Annotated in this window: 21 protein-coding genes; 3 read left to right on the forward strand and 18 right to left on the reverse strand. The window is 70.7% G+C overall.

Annotated elements, in window-relative coordinates; genetic code table 11:
- Position 1: 1 nt before the first annotated feature.
- From nuoK to ACLJQE_RS14880, 15 genes are all read right to left on the reverse strand, one after another.
- Positions 2-301, reverse strand: a complete 300-nt coding sequence (nuoK, locus tag ACLJQE_RS14810) for an NADH-quinone oxidoreductase subunit NuoK (protein WP_091303926.1) — start codon at positions 299-301, stop codon at positions 2-4.
- On the reverse strand, positions 298-1,158 hold the full coding sequence (locus tag ACLJQE_RS14815; protein ID WP_410639747.1) for an NADH-quinone oxidoreductase subunit J: 861 nt from the start codon (positions 1,156-1,158) through the stop codon (positions 298-300). Before ACLJQE_RS14815 ends, nuoK begins: the two co-directional genes overlap by 4 nt.
- Positions 1,155-1,682, reverse strand: coding sequence for an NADH-quinone oxidoreductase subunit NuoI (gene nuoI / locus ACLJQE_RS14820; RefSeq protein ID WP_410639748.1), 528 nt, complete (start codon positions 1,680-1,682; stop codon positions 1,155-1,157). The genes ACLJQE_RS14815 and nuoI overlap by 4 nt, the downstream gene beginning before the upstream one ends.
- Positions 1,669-3,018 carry an NADH-quinone oxidoreductase subunit NuoH gene (gene nuoH / locus ACLJQE_RS14825; protein WP_410639749.1) on the reverse strand — a complete coding sequence of 450 codons (1,350 nt, stop codon included), beginning with the start codon at positions 3,016-3,018 and terminating at the stop codon, positions 1,669-1,671. The genes nuoI and nuoH overlap by 14 nt, the downstream gene beginning before the upstream one ends.
- The gene (locus tag ACLJQE_RS14830; protein ID WP_410639750.1) at positions 3,015-5,486 is read right to left on the reverse strand and encodes an NADH-quinone oxidoreductase subunit G; all 2,472 of its coding nucleotides are present in this window, start codon (positions 5,484-5,486) and stop codon (positions 3,015-3,017) included. The genes nuoH and ACLJQE_RS14830 overlap by 4 nt, the downstream gene beginning before the upstream one ends.
- Positions 5,483-6,778: an NADH-quinone oxidoreductase subunit NuoF gene (gene nuoF, locus ACLJQE_RS14835; protein WP_410639751.1), complete on the reverse strand. Its 1,296-nt coding sequence runs from the start codon at positions 6,776-6,778 to the stop codon at positions 5,483-5,485. The genes ACLJQE_RS14830 and nuoF overlap by 4 nt, the downstream gene beginning before the upstream one ends.
- Positions 6,778-7,635 carry an NADH-quinone oxidoreductase subunit NuoE gene (gene nuoE / locus ACLJQE_RS14840; RefSeq protein ID WP_410639752.1) on the reverse strand — a complete coding sequence of 286 codons (858 nt, stop codon included), beginning with the start codon at positions 7,633-7,635 and terminating at the stop codon, positions 6,778-6,780. Before nuoE ends, nuoF begins: the two co-directional genes overlap by 1 nt.
- Positions 7,632-9,014, reverse strand: coding sequence for an NADH-quinone oxidoreductase subunit D (locus ACLJQE_RS14845; protein WP_410639753.1), 1,383 nt, complete (start codon positions 9,012-9,014; stop codon positions 7,632-7,634). Before ACLJQE_RS14845 ends, nuoE begins: the two co-directional genes overlap by 4 nt.
- On the reverse strand, positions 9,011-9,760 hold the full coding sequence (locus ACLJQE_RS14850) for an NADH-quinone oxidoreductase subunit C (protein ID WP_410639754.1): 750 nt from the start codon (positions 9,758-9,760) through the stop codon (positions 9,011-9,013). The genes ACLJQE_RS14845 and ACLJQE_RS14850 overlap by 4 nt, the downstream gene beginning before the upstream one ends.
- Positions 9,761-9,764: 4 nt before the next feature.
- Entirely contained in the window at positions 9,765-10,313 is a 549-nt protein-coding gene (locus ACLJQE_RS14855) for a NuoB/complex I 20 kDa subunit family protein (RefSeq protein WP_410639755.1), read from the reverse strand.
- A gap of 4 nt (positions 10,314-10,317) precedes the next feature.
- A complete protein-coding gene (locus ACLJQE_RS14860; RefSeq protein ID WP_410639756.1) occupies positions 10,318-10,737 on the reverse strand; it encodes an NADH-quinone oxidoreductase subunit A in 420 nt (139 codons plus the stop codon).
- A gap of 506 nt (positions 10,738-11,243) precedes the next feature.
- Positions 11,244-12,530 (reverse strand): geranylgeranyl reductase family protein, encoded by a 1,287-nt coding sequence (locus ACLJQE_RS14865; RefSeq protein ID WP_410639757.1) that lies wholly within the window; start codon positions 12,528-12,530, stop codon positions 11,244-11,246.
- Between the two features lie 10 nt (positions 12,531-12,540).
- On the reverse strand, positions 12,541-13,230 hold the full coding sequence (locus ACLJQE_RS14870; RefSeq protein ID WP_103351845.1) for a demethylmenaquinone methyltransferase: 690 nt from the start codon (positions 13,228-13,230) through the stop codon (positions 12,541-12,543).
- 20 nt (positions 13,231-13,250) lie between these two features.
- Positions 13,251-14,354, reverse strand: a complete 1,104-nt coding sequence (locus tag ACLJQE_RS14875; protein ID WP_410639758.1) for a glycosyltransferase family 4 protein — start codon at positions 14,352-14,354, stop codon at positions 13,251-13,253.
- 1 nt (position 14,355) lies between these two features.
- Entirely contained in the window at positions 14,356-15,426 is a 1,071-nt protein-coding gene (locus ACLJQE_RS14880; protein WP_410639759.1) for a glycosyltransferase family 4 protein, read from the reverse strand.
- Positions 15,427-15,603: 177 nt separating this feature from the next.
- Here ACLJQE_RS14880 and ACLJQE_RS14885 point away from each other — a divergent pair, with 177 nt between their 5' ends.
- Together ACLJQE_RS14885 and ACLJQE_RS14890 are read left to right on the forward strand one after the other, a co-directional pair.
- Complete coding sequence (locus tag ACLJQE_RS14885) at positions 15,604-16,434, forward strand: inositol monophosphatase family protein (RefSeq protein ID WP_410639760.1); 831 nt, start codon at positions 15,604-15,606, stop codon at positions 16,432-16,434.
- Positions 16,435-16,464: 30 nt separating this feature from the next.
- Positions 16,465-17,022, forward strand: coding sequence for a GNAT family N-acetyltransferase (locus ACLJQE_RS14890; RefSeq protein WP_410639761.1), 558 nt, complete (start codon positions 16,465-16,467; stop codon positions 17,020-17,022).
- A 370-nt stretch (positions 17,023-17,392) separates the two neighbouring features.
- Here ACLJQE_RS14890 and ACLJQE_RS14895 read toward each other — a convergent pair whose 3' ends face one another.
- The 3 genes from ACLJQE_RS14895 to menD form a co-directional block, all read right to left on the reverse strand.
- The gene (locus tag ACLJQE_RS14895) at positions 17,393-17,842 is read right to left on the reverse strand and encodes a DUF3592 domain-containing protein (protein WP_410639762.1); all 450 of its coding nucleotides are present in this window, start codon (positions 17,840-17,842) and stop codon (positions 17,393-17,395) included.
- Between the two features lie 22 nt (positions 17,843-17,864).
- The gene (locus tag ACLJQE_RS14900; protein ID WP_410639763.1) at positions 17,865-19,388 is read right to left on the reverse strand and encodes a M1 family metallopeptidase; all 1,524 of its coding nucleotides are present in this window, start codon (positions 19,386-19,388) and stop codon (positions 17,865-17,867) included.
- Positions 19,389-19,509: 121 nt separating this feature from the next.
- On the reverse strand, positions 19,510-21,186 hold the full coding sequence (menD, locus tag ACLJQE_RS14905; RefSeq protein WP_410639764.1) for a 2-succinyl-5-enolpyruvyl-6-hydroxy-3-cyclohexene-1-carboxylic-acid synthase: 1,677 nt from the start codon (positions 21,184-21,186) through the stop codon (positions 19,510-19,512).
- Between the two features lie 60 nt (positions 21,187-21,246).
- Here menD and ACLJQE_RS14910 point away from each other — a divergent pair, with 60 nt between their 5' ends.
- Complete coding sequence (locus ACLJQE_RS14910) at positions 21,247-22,170, forward strand: 1,4-dihydroxy-2-naphthoyl-CoA synthase (RefSeq protein WP_410639765.1); 924 nt, start codon at positions 21,247-21,249, stop codon at positions 22,168-22,170.
- The last annotated feature ends 52 nt before the right edge of the window (positions 22,171-22,222 follow it).

The following is a 22,222-nucleotide window of genomic DNA, read 5'->3' on the forward strand; positions in this document are numbered from 1 at the left end:
CCTAGTACTTCAGCAGGTTGGTGTCGTCGACCGAAGCCGAGCGCCGGGTGCGGAAGATGGCCATGATGATCGCCAGGCCGACCACGACCTCGGCGGCCGCGACGACCATGACGAAGAACGCCATGACCTGGCCGTCGAGCCCGCCGTTGATCCGGGCGAAGGTGACCAGCGACAGGTTCACCGCGTTGAGCATCAGCTCGATGCACATGAACACGACGATCGCGTTGCGCCGCACCAGCACGCCGACCGCGCCGAGCGCGAACAGCAGCGCGGACAGCAGCAGGTAGTACGTCGGGGTCATTTCTTCTCCCCCTCGGTTTCCGCAGCGTCGGAGCCGACCAGCGCGTGCGCGTCCGGGTGCGGGCCCTCGTCCGCGACGAGCTTGCGTTCCTTCGCCAGTTCGATCGCCGAGGTGGACTCGATGATCGCCGACAGCGACTCCGGCGCGACCGAGCCGTCCGGCAGCAGCGCCGGGGTGGCCACCGAGTTGGCGGTGGCGAAGACACCCGGGCCGGGCAGCGGCGACGGCCGGTCGTGCTCGCCGCGGAAGCGGAGCAGGACCAGTTCCTTCTGCGTGAGCTTCCCGCCCTTGCCGTGGCGGTCGGTGAAGGCCAGCACCATCGCGCCGATCGCGGCGGTGATGAGCAGCGCCGACGTCAGCTCGAACGGGAACAGGTAGTCGGTGAAGATCAGCCGGCCGAGCCCCTTCGGCCCGCCGCCCGCCGGGGTGGCCGAGTCGAGCGGGATGGCCGGGGTGACGTTCTCCATGGCCCGGTAGATGCCGGTCGCCAGCAGCGCGGCCAGCCCGATGCCGAGCACGGTCGCGGCCAGCCGCTGTCCACGGAGGACCTCGACGACCGAGTCCGAGCTCTCCCGGCCGACCAGCATCAGCACGAACAGGAACAGCATCATGATCGCGCCGGTGTAGACGATGATCTGCGTGAAGCCCAGGAACGGCGCCGACTGGATCATGTACAGCGCGCCCAGGTTCAGCATGGTCAGCACCAGCCACAGCGCCGAGTGGACGGCGTTGCGGGAGAAGATCATGCCGAGCGCACCGAGCAGGGACAGGGGCCCGAGGATCCAGAACGCGACGGCCTCGCCGGTGGAGACACCCGCGGACGCGTTCGGCGCCTGGGTCAGGAGTGCGGCTATCACTTCGAAGCCTCCCCGCCGCGGGCCAGTTCGGGGCCGTTCACGTAGTAGTCCTGCTCGTTCTCGCCGAGCCGCATCGGGTGCGGCGGCTGCTCCATGCCGGGCAGCAGCGGGGCGAGCAGGTCTTCCTTCGTGTAGATCAGCCGCTGGCGGTCGTCGTCGGCCAGCTCGTAGAAGTTGATCATCGTCAGCGACCGCGTCGGGCACGCCTCGACGCAGAGACCGCAGCCGATGCAGCGCAGGTAGTTGATCTGGTAGTCCGCGCCGTACCGCTCACCCGGGGAATACCGGGCCTCCTCGGTGTTGTCACCGCCCTCGACGAAGATCGCGTCCGCCGGGCACGCCCAGGCGCACAGCTCGCAGCCGACGCACTTCTCGAGGCCGTCCGGGTGGCGGTTCAGCTGGTGCCGTCCGTGGTACCGCGGGGCGGCGGGGGCGCCGGCTTCCGGGTACTCCTCGGTGGCGACCTTCTTGAACATCATCCCGAAGGTGACGCCGAAGCCCTTGACGGGATCAAGAAACCCCATCTTGTGCCCCTTCCTTTGCGGTACCGACGGCCGCCGGCTTGCGGCGGGCCGCCTTCGCCTCGGCCTTGGCCAAAGCCTTCTGACGCGGGGTGGTCTGCGGGACCTTGAGGTCCAGCGGCGGGACCGGGAAGCCGCCGCCGGTCACCGGGATACTCTCGCTCTCCTCTTCACGGCCCGCGGCGCGGACGTAGAAGAACAGCGCGACGACGATGAAGATCGCGACCGCGGCGATGATGACGGACGCGGTGTTCCAGGTGATGACCTTCGCGAAGGTCACCATGATGATCCACACCAGGTTCAGCGGGACCAGGACCTTCCAGCCCAGGCGCATGAACTGGTCGTAGCGCAGGCGGGGCAGCGTGCCGCGCAGCCAGATGAACCCGAACAGCAGGACGAACATCTTCGCGAAGAACCACAGCACCGGCCACCAGCCGGTGTTGAGCACGTTGTTCCCGATCAGCGACAGCGGCCACGGGGCCATCCAGCCGCCGAGGAACAGCGTCGTCGCGAACGCCGACACGATCACCATGTTGACGTACTCGGCGAGGAAGAACATCGCGAACTTCATCGAGCTGTACTCGGTGTGGAAGCCGCCGACCAGCTCCGACTCGGCCTCCGGGAGGTCGAACGGCGCCCGGTTGGTCTCGCCGACCATCGAGATCAGGTAGATCACGAAGCTCGGGACCAGGTAGAGGAACCACGCGGGCTGCTGCTTGCCGACGATGTCGGCCAGGTTCAGCGACCCGGCCTGCAGGATCACCGCGACGATCGACAGGCCCATCGCGATCTCGTAGGAGATCACCTGCGCCGCGCTGCGCATGCCGCCGAGCAGCGGGTACGGCGAGCCGGACGACCAGCCGGCGAGCACGATGCCGTAGACGCCGATCGAGGAGCAGGCCAGGATCACCAGCGCGCTGACCGGCAGGTCGAGCAGCTGGAGGACGGTCCGCTCGCCGAAGATCGACACGACGGGCCCGAACGGGATGGCCGACAGCGCGATCAGCGAGGGCACCACGCAGACGACCGGGGCGAGGAAGTACACCTTGCGGTCGGCGGTGTCCGGGATGATCTGTTCCTTGAACGGCAGCTTGATCGCGTCCGCCAGCGACTGCAGGTAGCCGCCGGGGCCGACCCGGTTGGGACCGGGCCGGTTCTGCATCCGGCCGACCGCCTTGCGCTCCCAGACGATCAGGAAGATCGTCAGGATCGGCCCGATCAGCAGGATGACCACGCACTTGAGCAGGATCAGCCAGAACGGGTCGTCCGCCAGCAGCGCCGCCCGCGTCGCCGCGTCCGGCACACTGCCGACGGCGGTTTCGGTCAGCAGCGGGGTCATTGCCCACCTCCAGCGAGGTTCACGACGGCGCCGTGTCCGGCACCGAGCGTCTTGGCCACGGCGGAGCCGTCGGAGTTGCCCGGCAGCCACACGACGCCGTCGGGCAGGTCGGCGATCTCCACCGGCAGCGTGATCGCACCGCGTTCGGTGCTGACCCGCACGGTCGTACCCAGCCCCTCGGCGGTCTTCGCGGAGAGCCGCGCGACCGGCGTGCGCTGGGTGCCCTTGAGGTGCGGCTCGCCGTCCTGCAGCGAACCGTTGTCGATCAGCTGGCGCCAGGTCGACAGGATCGCCTGGCCGTCACCCGGCGTCGCGGGCGGCGCGACCTCGGCGGCGACGTCGCTCCAGCGCAGCGCCGAAGCCGGGCCCAGCTTCTCGAAGTCGCCGCGGGCGGCGGCCGGCGTCTGCGTGAACAGGTCCGCGTCCATCTCGACGGCGAGGGTGTCGAGCACCCGGCAGTCCGGCAGGGCGCCGGTGCCTTCGAGGGTGACGTCGAACGGGCGGGTGCGGCCCTCCCAGTTGAGGTAGCTGCCCGCCTTCTCGTCCGACGCGGCCACCGGGAGCACGACGTCCGCGTGCTCGGTCACCGCGCTGTGCCGCAGTTCGAGGCTGACCACGAACCCGGCGGCGTCCAGCGCACGCAGCGCAAGAGCCGGGTCCGGCAGGTCGTACGGGTCGACGCCGCCGACGATCAGGCCGCCGAGCTCGCCGGCCGAAGCGGCCAGCAGGATGTCGGTCGTGTCGCGGCCCGGGGTGGCCGGGAGCGGGACGCCCCAGGCGTTTTCGACGGCGACGCGGGCGGCGTCGTCGCCGACCCGGCGGCCGCCGGGCAGCAGCGACGGCACGCAGCCGGTCTCCAGCGCGCCCCGGTCGCCGGCGCGGCGCGGGATCCACGCGAGCCGGACGCCGGTGCGCTCGACCAGGTCGTGCAGGGCGGCGAACAGGCCGGGGATCGCGGCGGCGCGCTCGCCGACCAGGACGACGGCGCCTTCGCCGCGCAGGGCCTCGTCGAGGTCCGGCGCGTGCTTGGCGATGCCTTCGACGGCCGCGGCCTCTGTGCCGGGGACGCAGGCGAGCAGCTCGCCGAACGTCTTGCGCACCGACGACGTCGTCCACTGTCCCAAGTGGACGACACGGGTCCGGTTCCGGCGGGCCGCCTTGCGCAGCCGCAGGAACACGATCGGGGCCTCGTCCTCGGGCTCGAACGCGACGCACAGGACCGTGCGGGCCCGCTCGATCTCGCCGAAGGTGACGCCGGACTCCGGCGTCACGCCCACGACGTGCGAGGTGAGGAACGCGAGTTCCTCGGCCGAGTGCGGGCGGGCGCGGAAGTCGACGTCGTTGGTCCGCAGGGCGACGCGGGCGAACTTCGAGTACGCGTAGGCGTCCTCGACGGTCAGCCTGCCACCGGGCAGGACACCGACGCCCCCGTTCGACCGGGCTTCGACGAGCCCGGCCGCGGCGATGCGCAGCGCGTCGGTCCAGGACGCTTCCGCCAGCTCACCGGTCTCGCGGTTGCGGACCAGGGGACGCCGGATGCGGTCCTCGGCGCCGGTGTAGCGGAACGCGAAGCGGCCCTTGTCGCAGATCCACTCTTCGTTGACTTCCGGGTCGTCGCCGGCCAGCTTGCGCTGGACCTTGCCGCGCCGGAAGTCGGTGCGCTCGGCGCAGCCGGACGAGCAGTGCTCGCAGACGCTCGGCGAGGACACCAGGTCGAACGGCCGCGACCGGAACCGGTACGCCGCGCTGGTCAGCGCGCCGACCGGGCAGATCTGGATGACGTTGCCGGAGAAGTAGCTCTGGAACGGCTGGCCGGACGTCGTCCGCGAGGCCAGGTCCAGCACGTCCGCCGTCTCCGCGGTGCCGATCTGCTGGTGGGCGCCGCGTTCGAGGAGCTCGATGAACGGGTCGCCGGCGATCTCGCGGGAGAACCGGGTGCAGCGCTGGCAAAGCACGCAGCGTTCCCGGTCCAGCAGCACCTGCGTCGAGATCGGCAGGGCCTTCTGGAACGTCCGCTTGGTGTCGACGAACCGCGACTCCGCGCGGCCGTGCGCCAGCGCCTGGTTCTGCAGCGGGCACTCACCGCCCTTGTCGCAGATCGGGCAGTCCAGCGGGTGGTTGATGAGCAGCAGCTCCATCACCCCCTGCTGGGCCTTGTCCGCGACCGCCGACGTCAGCTGCGTCTTGACGACCATGCCGTCGGCGACGGTCATCGTGCAGGACGCCTGCGGCTTCGGCATCGGCCTGCCGCCCATCTCAACCTCGACCAGGCACTGGCGGCAGGCGCCCGCCGGGTCGAGGAGCGGGTGGTCGCAGAACCGCGGGATGACCGTGCCGAGGCGTTCGGCCGTGCGGATGAGGAGCTCGCCCTTGGGGGCGATGACCTCTTCGCCGTCGATGACCAGCTTGACGTGGCCTTCGGGGACCGGCGTCTCTTGGGTCTCGGGCTTGTCGGGCGCGATCGTCATGCCTGCGCTCCCACCAGTTCGGGCTTGGTCTGTTCGTGCCGGTTCTTCTCGCACAGCGCCAGGAATTCCTCGCGGAAGTACTTGATGCCGCTGGTGATCGGCGAGACAGCGCCGTCGCCGAGTGCGCAGAACGACCGGCCGAGGATGTTGTCGCAGACGTCGAGGAGGGTGTCGATGTCCTCTTCGGTCCCGTGGCCCTCGACCATCCGCTCGAGGATCTGCGCCAGCCAGTAGGTGCCTTCGCGGCACGGCGTGCACTTGCCGCAGGACTCGTGCTCGTAGAACTGCGTCCACTTCATCACGGCCCACGGCACCGACACGGTCTCGTTGAAGACCTGGACGGCGGTCGTGCCCAGCATGGAGCCGGCTTCCGCCGCGCCTTCGAAGTCCAGGGGAACGTCGAGGTGCTCGGCGGTGAACATCGGGGTGGACGAGCCGCCCGGGGTCCAGAACTTGAGCGGGATGCCGTCCTTCATGCCGCCCGCCATGTCCAGCAGCTCACGCAGCGTCGTGCCGAGCGGGCACTCGTACTGGCCGGGCTTCTCGACGTGGCCGGAGATCGAGTAGATCTTCGGGCCGGGCGACTTCTCGCGGCCCATCTCGCGGAACCAGCTCGAACCGGCGTTGACGATGTAGGGCGCGCTCGCGATGGTCTCGACGTTGTTCACCGTGGTCGGCGCGGCGTAGAGACCGGCGGCGGCCGGGAACGGCGGCTTGAGCCGCGGCTGGCCGCGACGGCCTTCGAGCGAGTCGAGCAGCGCCGTCTCCTCGCCGCAGATGTACGCGCCCGCGCCGGCGTGGACGGTGATCTTGAGGTCGAAGCCGGAGCCGAGGATGTTCTCGCCCAGGTAACCCGCCGCTTCGGCTTCGCGCACGGCCGCGTTGAGGCGGCGGATGCAGTGCAGCGCCTCGCCGCGGACGTAGATGAAGCAGTGGTTGGACCGCATCGCGTACGAGGCGATGATGCAGCCCTCGATGAGCGAGTGCGGGTCCGCCATCATCAGCGGGATGTCCTTGCAGGTCCCCGGTTCGCCCTCGTCGGCGTTGATCACCAGGTAGTGCGGCTTGTCGAAGTTCGGCGGCATGAACGACCACTTGATGCCGGCCGGGAAGCCCGCGCCGCCGCGGCCGCGCAGGCCGGAGTCCTTGATCAGCTGGACCAGCTGCTCCGGCGTCCCGGCCAGTGCCTTGCGGATGGCGGTGTAGCCCTCGAGGGCCTCGTACTGGCCGATCTGCCAGGAGTTCGGCGACAGCCAGCGCTTCGTGAGGACCGGGGTGATGGGGTCGGCCATTACTTCTTCTCCACCTCGGGAAGCGGGACATCGGAAGCGGCCGGGGCGACCCAGCCGCGCTCCTGCGCGAGCTGCGCGCCCCGCAGCGTCTCGACGGCCTGCGACGGGCCGTCGACGTCCTTGCGGTAGACCGCCTCGTCCTCCGGGAAGAACCCGGCGAGCTGCAGCTCGGCGCCCTTGAAGTTCGTGAGCGGGGCACCGCGCGTCGGGGCCGGCTTCTTGCCCGCCTGCAGCGCGTCGACCAGCGCGACGGCCTTGTCCTCGGTCTGGTTGTCGAAGTACTCGTAGTTGACCTGGATGACCGGCGCGAGGTCGCAGGCCGCGAGGCACTCGGCGTGCTCGAGGGTGATCGAGCCCGGCTCGTTCGGCGTGCCCGCGGTCTCGTTGTGCCCCAGCGGCTGCTCCTCGGAACCGAGGTGCGTCTGGAGCTTCTTGTAGATCGCGTCGCCGCCCATGGCCGCGCACAGCGTGTTGGTGCAGACGCTCACGAGGTGCTCGCCGCACGGACGCCGCTTGTACATCGTGTAGAACGTCGCGACCGCGCTGACCTCGGCGTCGGACAGGTCGAGCTGCTTCGCGCAGAACGCGATGCCCTCCTGGCTGACGTAGCCCTGCACCGACTGCACGAGGTGCAGCATCGGCAGCAAAGCCGAGCGGGACATCGGGTAGCGGGCGATCAGCTCCTGCGCCTTCGCGTGGGTGTCCGCGTCGAAGATGTCTTCCAGGGGCGTCTCGGTGATGATGCCGGCGGCCACATCGGGGTCCGGCGCGATGGCGACGACGTCGGTGTCCGGCCCGGCCGCGGCGTGCGTTGCCGCGGCGTAGCGGGGACCCGGCTCGGGAACTGCGGTGGTCATCGGTCCACTCCCCCCATGACGGGGTCGATCGAGGCGATGGCGGCGATCACGTCGGCGACCAGGCCGCCTTCGGCCATGGCGGGCATCGACTGCAGGTTCACGAAGCTCGGTTCGCGCACGTGGACCCGCAGCGGCCGGGTGCCGCCGTCGGAGACCAGGTGCACGCCCAGCTCGCCGCGCGGCGACTCGACCGGCGCGTAGACCTGGCCCGGCGGGACCTTGAAGCCCTCGGTGACCAGCTTGAAGTGGTGGATCAGGGACTCCATGGACTGGCCCATGATCTTCTTGACGTGCTCGAGCGAGTTGCCCATGCCGTCGCTGCCGATCGACAGCTGCGCGGGCCAGGCGACCTTCTTGTCCTCGACCATGACCGGGCCCGGCTCGAGCTTCTCCAGGCACTGCTCGATGATCTTGAGGCTCTCGTGCATCTCGTGGACCCGGATCAGGTAGCGCGACCAGCAGTCGGCGCCGTTGTCGACCGGGACGTCGAAGTCGAACTCGTCGTAGCAGGAGTACGGCTCGGTCTTGCGCAGGTCCCACGGGAGGCCGGCGCTGCGCAGCACCGGGCCGGTGACGCCGAGTGCGAGGCACGCGTCGACCGGCAGGTAACCCACGCCCTTGAGCCGGTTCCGCCAGATCGGCTGCCCGGTGAACAGCTTGTCGTACAGCGGAAGGCGTTCCTTCATCGTCTTGATGAAGGCCTTGACGACCTCGACGTAGTCGGCCGGCATGTCCTGCGCGAGACCGCCGGGGCGGATGAACGCGTGGTTCATCCGCAGGCCGGTCAGGTGCTCCAGCAGGTGCAGCACCTCTTCGCGCTCGCGGAAGCCGAGCGTCATCGCGGTGGTGGCGCCGAGCTCCATGCCACCGGTGGCGATGTAGACCAGGTGCGAGCCGATCCGGTTGATCTCCAGCAGCATCACCCGCAGCAGCTGCGCGCGGCGCGGGGCTTCGATCTGCAGCAGCTTCTCGACGCCGAGGCAGTACGCCATCTCCGTCGACAGCGGGGCCAGGTAGTCCATGCGCGTCACGAAGGTGACGCCCTGGGTCCAGGTCCGGTACTCGCAGTTCTTCTCGATGCCGGTGTGCAGGTAGCCGATGACCGACCGCAGCTGCGTGACGGTCTCGCCCTCCATCTCCAGCACGAGCCGGAGCACGCCGTGCGTCGACGGGTGCTGCGGGCCCATGTTGATGACCATGCGCTCGTCGTGCGCCGCGTCGGCGATGACGTCGTCCCAGTCGCCGCCGGAGACCGAGTAGACGCGGCCTTCGGTGGTGTCACGGGAATCCGCGTAGTTGACGTCGTCGGTGCTGTCGCTGCCGGTCTCGGTGGTGCTCGTCCCGGTCGTGACGTCCGACAGGTTCTCGGTGCTGCTCACGAGTAAGACCTCCGCTGGTCCGGCGGCGGGATCTCCGCGCCCTTGTATTCGACCGGGATCCCGCCGAGCGGGTAGTCCTTGCGCTGGGGGTGGCCGTCCCAGTCGTCCGGCATCAGGATCCGGGTCAGCGCCGGGTGGCCGTCGAAGACGATCCCGAACATGTCCCAGGCCTCCCGTTCCTGCCAGTCGGCGGTCGGGTAGGTCTCCACCAGCGACGGCACGTGCGCGTCCTCGACGTCGAGGGTGACCTCGAGCCGGATCCGGCGCCGGTAGGTCAGCGACGTGAAGTGGTAGACCGCGTGCAGCCGCTGCGGGACGTCGACGCCGTAGTCCACCCCGGACACCGACGACAGCAGCTCGAAGCGGAGGCCGCCGTCGTCGCGCAGCGTCTTCGCGATGGCGGGCAGGTGCTCGCGGGCGACGTAGAAGGTGATCTCGCCGCGGTCGACCGTCGTCTGCAGGATCGCCTCGACGGGGATCTTGCGCTCGGCCAGCGCGGCGTAGAACTCGTCGGCGAACTGGTCGAACCAGCCGCCGTACGGGCGCTCGGCCGGCGCCGGGCTGTACGCCGGGAGCCGGACGCCGCCGTAGCCGGAGGTGTCACCGGTGCCGTGGACACCGAACATGCCCTGGCGCTCGCGCCCGGTGACGACCGATTCGGCCGCTCCCGGGCCCTTCGCCGTCAGGCCGGTTTCGGCACGCTCGGCGCTCGACTGCTCGTCGCCGGGTTGGGGGTTCTCAGTCATCGCTCTACTTCTTCGCGTACTTGATCGACGACGCGACGAGCTCGGTGCGCTCCCCGCTCGCGGCGCGGATGGCGGCGCGGCGGGCGTTGATCGGCTCGTCCTGGATCTTGGCGTGCAGCTTGAGGATCGCGTCCAGCAGCATCTCCGGCCGCGGCGGGCAGCCGGGCAGGTACATGTCGACCGGCACGATGTGGTCGACGCCCTGGACCACGGCGTAGTTGTTGAACATGCCGCCGGAGGAGGCGCAGACGCCCATCGCGAGCACCCACTTGGGCTCGGCCATCTGGTCGTAGATCTGGCGCAGGACCGGCGCCATCTTCTGCGTGACGCGCCCGGCCACGATCATCAGGTCGGCCTGCCGCGGCGTCGCGCTGAAGCGCTCCATGCCGAAGCGGGCGATGTCGTAGCGGGAACCGCCGACGGTCATCATCTCGATCGCGCAGCAGGCGAGCCCGAAGGTGGCCGGCCACATCGAGTTCTTCCGCGACCAGTTGACGAGACCTTCGAGGCTGGCCAGCAGGATGCCGTTGGGGAGTTTCTCTTCGAGGCCCATGGGTCTAGTTCCAATCCAGGCCGCCGCGCCGCCACACGTAGGCGTACGCGAAGCCGACCGTCGCGATGAACAGCAGGATCTCCACCAGGCCGAACGTGCCCAGCGCGTCCGCCTGCACGGCGAACGGGTAGAGGAAGACCATCTCGATGTCGAACAGGATGAACAGCATCGCGGTGATGTAGTACGCAACCGGCATCCGCCCGGCGCCGACGAGCGGCTGCGGGGACGGCTCGATGCCGCACTCGTAGGCGGACAGCTTGGCCTTGTTGTACCGGCTGGGACCGACGAGCGGGCCCAGCAGGACCGACAGCACGGCGAAACCGAGTGCCAGCACGAACAACAGGACCAAGGGCAGGTAGGGCTTCAGGCTCGGGGCCTCTTGGGCCAGCTGCACCGTCTCGGTCCGGGTCAGCAACGTCAGCACGGGGTCTTCGCCATCCTTTCCGCGCCGCTGCGGTTGTGCTTGTGGTGGGGAACCGCTGGGCCTCGTCGGCACCCTAAGGGACCTGGGTCACACCGCCGAGGGTCAGGGTCTCCTTACGGCCCGTGGCTGGACCTCAAGGTGCTTGTGAAATAGTTCACAAGCCACTCGTCGCGGATGTGAAGGGATTCACAAAGCATGGGGGGAGTCTAGGACGCGACTCACACTCTTGTCCCTAGTACCCCGTGTTATAAGGGTGCCCTAAGTTCACGCGCCATCGTTGTCACGGGTCGGCGTCACCGCGCGCGCGACCTGCGCGAAAGGGCTTCAAGATCGCGTTCCGGACGGACAAAACGGGCGTTGACCTGTGATCTATCCCACTGACCGCACGGCCAACTTGTTAGTCCACCCGAGTGTCCGCGCGCGACCCACCCCCGAGCTTTCCCTAGGAAAGATGCGTCGCGAGGGCCCGCAGACGCATCTTTCCCAGGGAAAGTGACGGCTTCGGGTCAGCGGGGGGTGGGGGTGGCGCGGGCGAGGGCCGCGATGAGGCGGTCGACGCCGTCGCCGCCCTTGGCGTCGTAGCAGCCCGAGAGGCCCTTGTAGACCAGCGGCAGGAGCTTGTTGATGCGCAGCCCGTACTTGGTGCAGGCGTGCATGATCTTCGGCTTGCCGATGATCTTCGCGAACACGTTGCCCAGCTGGTAGTAGCCGCCCATCAGCTCGCCGACCGCCCGTGGGTACGCCTCCAGCGCCCGCTCCCGCGAAGGCCCTTCCCTCCGGGCCAGCGCCTGCACGACGACCTCCGCGGCGATCTGCGCGGACTCCATCGCCGCCGAGATGCCTTCGCCGTTGAACGGGCTGACCATGCCGCCCGCGTCGCCGAGCAGCAGCAGGCCGTCGCGGTAGTGCGGGGTGCGGTTGAAGCCCATCGGGAGGCCGGCGCCGCCGACCTTGCCGATCGCGTTCTCCTCGCGGTAACCCCACTCCTCCGGCGTCCCGTCGAGCCACTGGCGCAGCAGCGCGCGGTAGTCGGTGTTCCGGAACGACGCCGACGTCGAGAGCATGCCGAGGCCGACGTTCACCGTGCCGTCGCCGAGCGGGAACGCCCAGCCGTAGCCCGGCAGCAGCTTCGGGTCCCGAGGGTCCGAGCGGTCCCACAGCTCGAGGTGGCCCTCGATGAACGGGTCGTCGTGGCGCGGGCTCTTGTAGTACTGGCGCACCGCGACGCCCATGGGGCGCTTCTCGTTCTTCTGGATCCCGACGCTCAGCGCGAGCCGCGCGGACACGCCGTCGCAGGCCAGGACGAGCGGCGCGCGGTAGCTCACCGCCGTCCGCTCCGGGCCGACCTTCGCCTCGACGCCGACCACGCGCCCGCTCGCGTTGGTGATCGCGCCGGTGACGGTGGTGCGTTCGTACAGCCGCGCGCCGGCTTTGACCGCCAGCTTCGCCAGGAGGTCGTCGAAGTCGTGGCGGGTCCGGGAAACGCCGTACGGCGGGTAGCTCGTCAGGTCCGGCCAGTCGAGTTCCAGCGTCAGGTCGCCGGTGAGGATCCGCAGGCCGCGGCTGTGCACCCAGCCCGCGTCGGTGGCTGTATCTATTCCAAGGTCGATCAGCTGCTTGACGCCGCGCGGGGTCAGGCCGTCGCCGCAGACCTTCTCGCGGGGGAACTCGGTCTTCTCCAGCAGCAGCACGTCGACGCCCGAGCGGGCCAGGTAAGTCGCGACGGTGGACCCGGCCGGTCCGGCGCCGACGACAATGACCTCGGCGTCTTGTTCTGGGCTACGACGGCTCATACCCGCGAGTTTAGGCAGGCTTTCGCGCGCGGTGGATCGCCACGACCCCGAATGTGAGGTTCAACCACTCGACGTCGGTCCAGCCCGCGCTCGCGATGATCTCGCCGAGCGTGCGCTGGTCGGGCCAGGCCAGCATCGATTCGGCCAGGTACGAGTACGCCTCGGGGTTGGACGACGTCCGCTTGCCGACCCAGGTGAGCAGCTTCAGCATGAACCGCCGGTGGACGAACCGGATCGGCGCGAACGGCGGCGTCGAGACCTCGCAGATCACCAGCCGGCCACCCGGCTTGACCACCCTGGCGATTTCGGTCAGCGCGGCCTTCGTGTCGACGAAGTTGCGCAGCGCCAGCGAGATCGTCACGGCGTCGAAGCTCTCGTCCGCGAACGGCAGGTTGAGCGCGTCGGCCGCAACCATCGGCACGTTGCGGTGCTTGCCGGCACGGAGCATGCCGAACGAGAAGTCCGCGGCCAGGCACCAGGCGCCCCCGCGGGCGTACTCGACGGTGGACACCCCGGTGCCGGCGGCCAGGTCCAGGACCTTCTCGCCGCGGCGGGCGTCGAGGACGCGGGCGGTGGTGGTGCGCCAGCGCCGGTCGAAGCCGAAGGTCATGAACGAGTTCGCCCGGTCGTACCCGTCCGCGACGCCGTCGAACATGGCGGCGACTTCGTGCGGGTCCTTGTCCAGGCTTGCGCGTGACATGGCTTGAGATTACGGGTACCTCAGCCGAACGTGGCCAGCATCCCCGCCACCGCCGCCGGCCAGGTGAACTCCTCCGCCCGGGCTCGCGCCGCAGCACGCCGGGTCTCCTCCGGGCACTCCAGCAGGTCCGTCACCGCCGTGGCGAACGCAGGCGCGTGGTCGTCGACCGCGGCGCCGCACCCCGGCCGCACGATCTCCCGCAGCGCCGACGACGCCGACACGACCACCGGCGTCCCCGACGCCAGCGCCTCCAGCGCCGCGAGCCCGAACGTCTCGTGCGGGCCCGGCGCGAGGGAGACGTCCGCGCTGGCCAGCAGCCGCGCGACGTCGCCGCGGCCGGACAGGAACCCGAGGAACGTCACCGGCAGGCCACGCGCCCGGCGCTCGAGCGCCCGCCGTCGCGGCCCGTCGCCCGCCACGACCAGCCGGACCCGCGCGCCCGATTCCGTCAGCTCGGCAACGGTGTCCACGCTGCGCTCGACGTGCTTCTCCGGCGACAGCCGTCCACAGTGGACGAGCAGGGCGTCCGCTCCCCCGGCCAGGCCCGCGCGCCAACCGTCGTCGCGCATGGCGGGCCGGAACGTCGCGAGGTCGACGCCGAGCGGGACGCGGCGGACGTTCGGCGCCGCGATCCGGTCGAACTCCGCACGCGCGAACGCCGTCGTGCAGACGACCGTGTCGTAGCTCGCGGCCATCCGCCGGTTCGCGGCGTCGGCGACGCGGCGCGCCACCGGCGCGGGCAGCAGGAACTGCTCCAGCAGGCGGTCGAGCCGCTCGTGGGAGATGACCGTGCTGGGCACGCCGTGGCGGCTCGCCCAGCCACCCATCCCCCGCAGCGTCAGCCGGTCGGACACCTCCAGGCGGTCCGGCTCGAGCTTCCGCAGCACCGCGCGGACCCGGTGCGGGTCGACGGCGCGGTAACCGCCGGTGCCGGGGATCTTCGGCGCCGGCAGGGAGAACCGGCGCACCCCGGTCGGCAGCACCTCGTCGGCGTACCGGGTACCGGGCACCACCAGCGTCACCTCGTGCCCGCGCGCGACGTAGCCGGCGCCGAGGTGGTGCAGTGCGGTGCGCAGCCCGCCCGAGCGCGGCCCGTAGAAGTTCGCGAGCTGGACGATGTGCATGTCAGGCCGCGCGGGCGGCGCGGCCCTGCACGGCTTCGTAGTGGCCGACCAGCTCGCGGCAGACGGCGGGCCAGGTGCGGCCCAGCACGACCTTGCGCGCCTTCTCGCCGAGCCTCGCGCGCAACGCGGCGTCGCGGAGCGCGTCGACCTTTTCGACGAGGGCCGGGCCGAACCGCTCGCGGTCCGCGGGCAGCAGGTAGCCGGTGCGGCCGGGCAGGACGAGGTCCTTCGGCCCGCCGGCGTCCGGGGCGAGCACCGGCAGCCCGGAGGCCATCGCCTCCTGCACCGCCTGGCAGAACGTCTCGTGTGGTCCTGTGTGGACGAAGACGTCGAGGCTCGCGTACGCCTTCGAGAGGTCTTCGCCGTACTTCGCGCCGAGGAAGGCCGCGCCGGGCAGCTGCTCACGGAGGGTGCCGAGTTCGGGCCCGTCGCCGACGACGACCACGCGCACGCCCGGCAGCCCGGCGAGCGCGGCCAGCCGGTCGACCTCCTTCTCGGGCGCCAGGCGTCCGACGAACCCGACGAGCAGCTCGCCGTCGGGGGCCAGCTCGGCTCGCAGCGCCGGGTCGGCGTGCGCCGGGGAGAACCGGTCGATGTCGACGCCGCGCGCCCACCGGTGCACCCGCGGGACGCCGTGGAGCCGCAGTTGTTCGACGGAGTCGCTGGACGGCGCGAGGGTCCGGTCGGCGCGCGAGTGCAGCCGCCGCACCCACCGCCACGCGGCGCGGGCGGCGATGCCGAAGCCGTACGCGGCGGCGAACCCGGCGATGTCGGTCTGGTAGACGGCGATCGAGGGGACGCGCAGCCGTCTCGCCGCGGCGAGCCCGCGCGCGCCGACGACGAACGGCGACGCCAGGTGCACGACGTCCGGGCCGAACGCGGTCAGCGCGTTCAGCACCGTGCGCGTCGGCAGGCCGATCGGCAGGGAGCTGACCCCGGGGACGTCGAGCGCGGGGATCCGGACCACGGGGGCGCCGCGGTAGGAGTCCGGGCCGGGGCCGGGCGCGATGATCAGCACCTCGTGCGCGCGTTCGCGCAGGTGCTCGACGACCCGCAGGACGGAGTTGGTCACGCCGTTCACCTGGGGCAGGAAACTTTCGGTGACTATGGCGACTCGCACGCCCCCGACGATCGCAGCCGAGGCTGGCGGCGGCGTGACACTGCGGCCAACGGTGCCGGAACAGATCGGCTACGACATGTCATCTCAAGGTCGTGTGCCGGAAACCCGCGGGGCCCAGACTAAGCAGGCATGACCCTCTTGTCCTCACGGCCGCCGCGGCCCGTCGAGCCCGGCCTGCTGTCGAGGGCGCTCGAAGTGGCCGGGCGGCTGGCCAACGACGCCACCGACGTGATCACCGCGACCGCCGGCCGCGGCGCCCACCCTTCCACGCTGGACTCGCCGTTCGACTGGGTCACCGACACCGACCGCATCCTGGAGCGCCACACCCGGCGCGTCCTGACGGCGGAGTTCCCGGGCATCCCGGTGGTCGGCCACGAGTTCGGCGCCGACCACGGCGCCGACGTCGCGGAGTACCGCTGGGTGGTCGATTCGGTGGACGGCACGGCGAACTACGTGGCCGGGGTGCCGTGGTGCGCGTACAGCCTGGCGCTGGTGGACGCGGCGGGCCCGGTGGTCGGAGTGGTGGCGGACCCGTACCGGGCCCAGATCTACGCCGCGGCGCGCGGCCGGGGGGCCCGCGCGAACGGCAAGCCGATCCAGCTGAGGGACCGCTGCGTGACGGCGGGAGCCCTGGTGTGCACGGAGCTGGCCCGCACCGGCCCGTGGCCGGGAATGGGCGGCTTCATCGAGCGCGCGGCGGCGGCCCACGCGGGCGTCCGGGTGCTGGGCTCGGCGGCGTTGTCGATCGCGCAGGTGGCGCTGGGCCACGCGGCGGCGGCGGTGCTGCACAGCTACCACGAGTGGGACGTGGCGGGCTCGGTGGCGATGGCCATCGAGGCGGGTGCGGTGGTGCTGGACAAGCACGGCGAGGACACGGCCCTCCCGACGGACGGCCTGCTGGTGGCGGCCCCGGGCGTGGCGGACGAGGTACTGGGCTGGTGGCAGGAGACGGCGGGCTAATCGGGTTGCGTCCGGTGTGAAGATCGGGACATGCCGACCCTGCACACACCGCGGCTCGAGCTCGTGCCGCTGAGCGACGAGCACCTCGAGCTGGAGTACGAGCTGGACTCCGACCCCGAGGTGATGCGGTTCCTGACCGGCCGGGCCTCGACCCGGGAGGAGGTCCGGCGGGCGCACACCCGCCGGATGGCCACCGCACCGGGGTTCGGCTTCTGGATGGGTTTCGCGGGTGACGATTTCGTGGGGTGGTGGCTCCTGCGCCCACCGCACGGGCCCGACCAGCCGGACGTCGACGGCGAAGCGGAGCTGGGGTACCGCCTGCTGCGCCGCCACTGGCGACAGGGCTACGCCCGCGAAGGCTCCCTCGAGCTGCTGCGGTACGGCTTCGAGGAGCTGGGCCTCGACCGCATCTTCGCCCAGACGATGGCGGTCAACACGCCATCCCGGGCCACGATGGCTTCGGCGGGGCTGACGTTCGCTCGCGCGTTCACCTCGGCCGGGGAGTACGACGACCCGATCCCTGGGGCGGAGGAGGGCGAGGTCGAGTACGAGATCACGCGCCGCCGCTGGCTCGAGGTGGCGGGCTGAGCTGTCGACGGTGGCGGGTTGCGTCACTCGAGGTGGCGGGCCGAGTTGCTTGAGGTGGCGGGCCAAGTCGCTTGAGGTGGCGGGTCGCGTCGCTTGAGGTGGCGGGCCGCGTTGTCCACGGCGGCGGAGCTGAGTTGTCCACATCGAGTCCGGCTGTCCACAGATTTGCCGCGTCACCCGATTGTGCAGCCCCCCACCGATAGACTGGAACAGGGCACGCCCCCCAGGGTGTGGCGGGGAGCTGTCCGGGCGGCCAGAGAGCCGGCACAGTCGATTGCCAGGCAGGTCCTCGCGACGTTCGAAGCCCCGCTGCTGCACCCGGCTGCTCGGCCGACCTTGCCAAAGCCCCCCAGGGTGTGGCGGGGAGCGGTCAGGAGGCCGGCACAGCCTCGGCCTTCGCCAGCTTGTTCTGCCGGCGGATCCACCACAACGCCGGCCCGGCCACCAGCCACGTGAAGAACACGAAACTCCCGAGCGGCAGCAACGTCAACGTCGCCGATCGGCCGGCCACCCTGGCCAGCTCCGGGTCCGATGCGTCGTACTCGATGCGGACCAGCTGGCCCGCCGCCAGGCCGTCCGGGTACAGCACTCCGTTCGCCGGGCTGTGGACGACGCCGTCCGGGGTCTCGAAGTGGATGATCGTGCGGTCGAACGCCACCGAGTCGACCGTGGCCGTTGCCGTGCCGAGCTGGGCCGAGATCGCTCCGTCGTTGCGGATGGCCGCGAACAGCAGGCACACGCACATCACGGTGAGGAGCGAGGCGACGCCGAGGGTGGTCCACCACCCGACGCGCCTCGCCCGCTCACCTCTCGTGCTCACGCCGCGAGCGTAGCGGTCCCGGTCAGCCCGCGTGTTCCGCGGCGAGGAACCGGTGGTTCTGCTGGATCTGGTCGTACGAGCGAGGCTTGACCGAAGCCGAAGCCGAAGCCGCGGAACGGAAAGCGGCGGCAGCGCCGTTCGGGCCGACCGAAGGCTTGCCCGCCGTGTACAGCCACGTCTGGAACAGGTCGTGCAGCGGCTTGCCCGAGATCTTCTCCGCCAGCGCGATGAACTCGAGGATCCGGCCGTGCGACCCGCTCTTCGTTGCGTGCCAGGTCCGCAGGATGTCGAAGAACGCCTGGTCACCGACGGCGGTCCGCAATGCCTGGAGCGTCAGCGCGCCCCGGTCGTAGACGGCGTTGTCGAACTGGTTGTCCGCGCCGGGGTCGGCCGGGACCAGCTTCCACAGGTCGGCGTCGGCCGGGTTGGCGTCGTACGTGTACTGCGCCAGCTCGGCGACCGTGCCCTCGCCCTCGTGCTCCGACCACAGCCACTCCGCGTAGGACGCGAAGCCCTCGTTCAGCCAGATGTCGCTCCAGCGGCCCACTGCGACGCTGTCGCCGTACCACTGGTGGGCGTTCTCGTGCGCGATCAGCGTCGTGTTCGAGCCCGCGCGGAAGTTCCGGGCCCCGTAGACCGGCCGGGTCTGGTTCTCCAGGGAGAAGCCGATGCCGCTGGTCACGACGCCGCCCTCGGCCTCGAACGGGTACGGCCCGAACTGCGTCGCCAGGAACTCGTTGATCTCCGGCGTCCGCTCGACGCTGGCCTTCGCCGCGCCGAGCGAGTCGCCGAGGTCGGCACCGTACGCCGTGACGAACGGCTTGCCGCCGGGCGTCGTGGCCTCCACGACCTCGTACTTGCCGACGACGAACGCCGTCAGGTAGGTCGCCTGCGGTTTCGTGCTCCGCCACTGCCAGCGGGTCCACCCGGCGCGCTGCTTCGTCTTGCGGACCAGGGTGCCGTTGGAGATGGCGGCGTTGCCGTCCGGCGCCTCGATCGAGACGTCGTAGGTCGCCTTGTCGGTCGGGTGGTCGTTGGCCGGGAACCACCACGCCGAGCTCTGCGGCTCGTCGATGCCGAGTGCGCCGAAGCTGCCCTTCTTCCACGCGTTGAGCCCGTCCACCGTCGCGGTCGACGGCGTGTCCGCGTAGGCGACGACGACCGTCGCGGTCTGGCCCTTGAGCAGCGGCTGCGCCGGCGTGACGACGAGCTCGCCGTTGCCGGTCTGGTTGGTGAACTGCGCCGGCCGGCTGTTCACCCGCACGCTCGACGCCTTCAGCGCGAAGTCCAGGTCGAACCGCGAGAGGTCCTGCGTCGCCGTGAGCAGCAGCGTCGTGGTGCCCGACAGGAGATCGGTGGCGGGCTGGTAGGTCAGCCGGATGTCGTAGTGCAGCACGTCGGTGCCGCCGTTGCCGGCGTTCGGGTAGTACGGGTCGCCGACGCCGGGGGCGCCGGGCGAGGGCGCCGCGCTCGCGGTGCCGGCGAGCAGCACCGAAACGATGCCGGTCGCGAGCGCACCGAGACCGGTGCGCGTTCTTGCACGCATTCGAATTCCTCCTGAAGGAGTGAGAAGCAGCGCGCTTGAACGTAGCCAGCCAGGATCCCCCCAGGAACAGCCGAAGGGAGGTTTCTTGCCTGCTGGGAATGTACCCGGAAAGCGGTTGACGTCAGACCGCGGACACGGCCGTGGACACCGCCGCGCGCAGGCGGGCGTGCAGGTCGCGGTGCCGCGACCGGTCCACCCGGACCTCGACGACCCGCAGTCCCGGCGCCGGCTCCAGCGCCGCCCGGAACTCCGTCAGGGTCTCCGCGACGACGTGCGGGACGCGGTAGCCGGCGCACAGCGCACCCAGGTCGGCGCCGTGCGGGGTGCCGAAGACGCGCTCGAAGCTGGCCGAATGCTCCGGCGCACCCTGCTCCAGCAGGGAAAAGATCCCGCCGCCGTCGTCGTTCAGCACGACGATCGTCAGGTCGGGGCGCTGCTCGGCGGGCCCGGTCAGCAGCCCCGACGCGTCGTGCAGGAACGTCAAGTCGCCGAGCAGCGCGTACGACGGGCCGCGGTGCACGTACGCGGCACCGATGGCCGTCGAGACCGTGCCGTCGATGCCCGCGACGCCGCGGTTGCGGTGCACCAGGACGTCCGGGCGCAGCCGTCCCGCCAGCGCGACGTCCCGCGTCGGGTTGGACGAGCCCACCACCAGCAGCGAGTCCGGCGGCAGCGCGTCCACCAGCTCGGTGGCCACGCGCAACCCCGACGGCCACGGCTCCGAAGCCAGCGTCGACGCCACCGCGGCCGCGGCCGCCGCGTCCGCCCGGCGCCAGCTGGCCAGCCACTCCGGGTCGGCGGGCTTGGTCGGCTCGTCGAACCACTGCCCGACCTGCCGGACGTTGTGCGCCGGCGCCGGCCAGTCCGAGTCCGGGCGCACCAGCAGCACCTCGACCGAGGCGTCCGAGAGCACCTGCTGGATCTGCCGGAACACCGTCGGCCGGCCGAGGCAGAGCACCTGCTCGGGCTTGTGCCGCGAGATGAACTCCTCGACGCCGAGCAGCCACGCGCCGGACGAGATCGCGGTGCCGCCGGACAGCCCGATCCCGCCGGTTTCGGAGATCACCGGCCAGCCGTGCAGCTCGGCCCACTCGCTGGCCGCCTGGACGCCGGTGTCGCACGCGATCACCAGGCCGTGCCGCGCCGAGGGCACCACGAACGACGGCAGCGCGCCGAAATCCGGCAGCTCGGTCCAGCGAGAGCCGTCCGCGCGGCCGTCCAGGGATTCGTACCATTCGCCGTCGTCGTCCAGGTCGGGCACCAGCGGCTCGCGGAACGGGATGTTCAGGTGCACCGGCCCGCAGCGCCACTCGCCGTAGGCGGCGTTCCAGGCCCGGCAGATCTGGCTGCGCCAGTACGAGTTCTGGCCGGCCCGCCGCTCGGCGACGGCCAGCTCGTCGAAGTAGCGGATCGCGTCGCCGTAGAGCTGGTGCTGGTCGATGACCTGCGACGCCCCCGCGGCCCGCAGCTCGGGCGGCCGGTCGGCGGTCAGCACGATCAACGGGACACCGGCCCGGTCGGCCTCCAGGACCGCCGGGTGGAAGTTCGCGGCCGCGGTGCCGGACGTGCAGAGCACGGCCACCGGGCGGCCGGTGCGGGCGGCGATGCCGAGGGCGAGGAAGGCGGCGCCGCGCTCGTCGATGCGGACGTGCAGCCGGAGCTTGCCCGCCGCGGCCGCGTCATACAGCGCGATGGACAGCGGCGCGTTGCGGGAGCCCGGGCAGAGGACGACGTGCGAAACGGTGTTGCGGACGAGTTCGTCGACGATGACCCTGGCCTGCGCGGTGGATGGGTTCATCTCCGGCAGGCTCCAGACGCGTCCGATTCAACTGAGTCCACAGGTCCTATCCTCGCAAACGTGGATGACGCCCGAGTTTCCGAGCTGTTCGACCCCGCCGCGTGGACCGAGGTCGAAGGTTTCGCCTTCACCGACATCACTTACCACCGCTCCGCTGAGAGCCGCGGCGGCAAACGCGTGGTGCGCATCGCGTTCGACCGCCCCGAGGTCCGCAACGCCTTCCGGCCGCACACCGTCGACGAGCTCTACCGGGCCCTCGACCACGCCCGGATGAGCGCCGACGTCGGTTGTGTCCTGCTCACCGGGAACGGCCCGTCGCCCAAGGACGGCGGGTGGGCGTTCTGCTCCGGTGGTGACCAGCGTATTCGCGGACGCTCCGGGTATCAGTACGCGAGCGGGGAGACCTCCGACACGGTGGACCCGGCGCGGGCGGGCCGGCTGCACATCCTCGAAGTCCAGCGGCTGATCCGGTTCCTGCCGAAACCGGTGATCGCGGTCGTGCCGGGCTGGGCCGCGGGCGGCGGGCACTCCCTGCACGTCGTGTGCGATCTCACCCTCGCCTCGGCCGAGCACGCGAAGTTCAAGCAGACCGACGCCGACGTCGGCTCGTTCGACGGCGGCTACGGCTCGGCCTACCTGGCGAAGATGGTCGGCCAGAAGTTCGCCCGGGAGATCTTCTTCCTCGGCCGCGAGTACTCCGCCGAGCAGATGCACCAGATGGGCGCGGTGAACGCCGTCGTGCCGCACGCCGACCTGGAAAAAGAGGCGCTGACCTGGGCGTGGGAGATCACCCGCAAGTCGCCGACGGCGCAGCGGATGCTGAAGTACGCGTTCAACCTGACCGACGACGGCCTGGTCGGCCAGCAGCTGTTCGCCGGCGAAACCACCCGGCTGGCCTACATGCAGGACGAAGCCGTCGAAGGCCGTGACGCCTTCCTCCAGAAGCGCGACCCCGACTTCAAGGACGTCCCCTACTACTACTGACTTCGCACTTTCCCCAGGAAAGTGCGAAGTCCTCACACGGACTTCACATCGG

Origin of the sequence: Amycolatopsis sp. lyj-346, assembly GCF_046548975.1 — a bacterium.
Lineage (GTDB): Bacteria > Actinomycetota > Actinomycetes > Mycobacteriales > Pseudonocardiaceae > Amycolatopsis.

Excerpts from the sequence above, each read along its gene's own strand:
- nuoK (WP_091303926.1), bottom strand. The coding sequence starts at position 301 with ATGACCCCGACGTACTACCTGCTGCTGTCCGCGCTGCTGTTCGCGCTC.
- nuoI (WP_410639748.1), bottom strand. The coding sequence starts at position 1,682 with ATGGGGTTTCTTGATCCCGTCAAGGGCTTCGGCGTCACCTTCGGGATG.
- nuoH (WP_410639749.1), bottom strand. The coding sequence starts at position 3,018 with ATGACCCCGCTGCTGACCGAAACCGCCGTCGGCAGTGTGCCGGACGCG.
- ACLJQE_RS14830 (WP_410639750.1), bottom strand. The coding sequence starts at position 5,486 with ATGACGATCGCGCCCGACAAGCCCGAGACCCAAGAGACGCCGGTCCCC.
- nuoF (WP_410639751.1), bottom strand. The coding sequence starts at position 6,778 with ATGGCCGACCCCATCACCCCGGTCCTCACGAAGCGCTGGCTGTCGCCG.
- nuoE (WP_410639752.1), bottom strand. The coding sequence starts at position 7,635 with ATGACCACCGCAGTTCCCGAGCCGGGTCCCCGCTACGCCGCGGCAACG.
- ACLJQE_RS14850 (WP_410639754.1), bottom strand. The coding sequence starts at position 9,760 with ATGACTGAGAACCCCCAACCCGGCGACGAGCAGTCGAGCGCCGAGCGT.
- ACLJQE_RS14855 (WP_410639755.1), bottom strand. The coding sequence starts at position 10,313 with ATGGGCCTCGAAGAGAAACTCCCCAACGGCATCCTGCTGGCCAGCCTC.
- ACLJQE_RS14865 (WP_410639757.1), bottom strand. The coding sequence starts at position 12,530 with ATGAGCCGTCGTAGCCCAGAACAAGACGCCGAGGTCATTGTCGTCGGC.
- ACLJQE_RS14870 (WP_103351845.1), bottom strand. The coding sequence starts at position 13,230 with ATGTCACGCGCAAGCCTGGACAAGGACCCGCACGAAGTCGCCGCCATG.
- ACLJQE_RS14875 (WP_410639758.1), bottom strand. The coding sequence starts at position 14,354 with ATGCACATCGTCCAGCTCGCGAACTTCTACGGGCCGCGCTCGGGCGGG.
- ACLJQE_RS14885 (WP_410639760.1), top strand. The coding sequence starts at position 15,604 with ATGACCCTCTTGTCCTCACGGCCGCCGCGGCCCGTCGAGCCCGGCCTG.
- ACLJQE_RS14890 (WP_410639761.1), top strand. The coding sequence starts at position 16,465 with ATGCCGACCCTGCACACACCGCGGCTCGAGCTCGTGCCGCTGAGCGAC.
- ACLJQE_RS14900 (WP_410639763.1), bottom strand. The coding sequence starts at position 19,388 with ATGCGTGCAAGAACGCGCACCGGTCTCGGTGCGCTCGCGACCGGCATC.
- menD (WP_410639764.1), bottom strand. The coding sequence starts at position 21,186 with ATGAACCCATCCACCGCGCAGGCCAGGGTCATCGTCGACGAACTCGTC.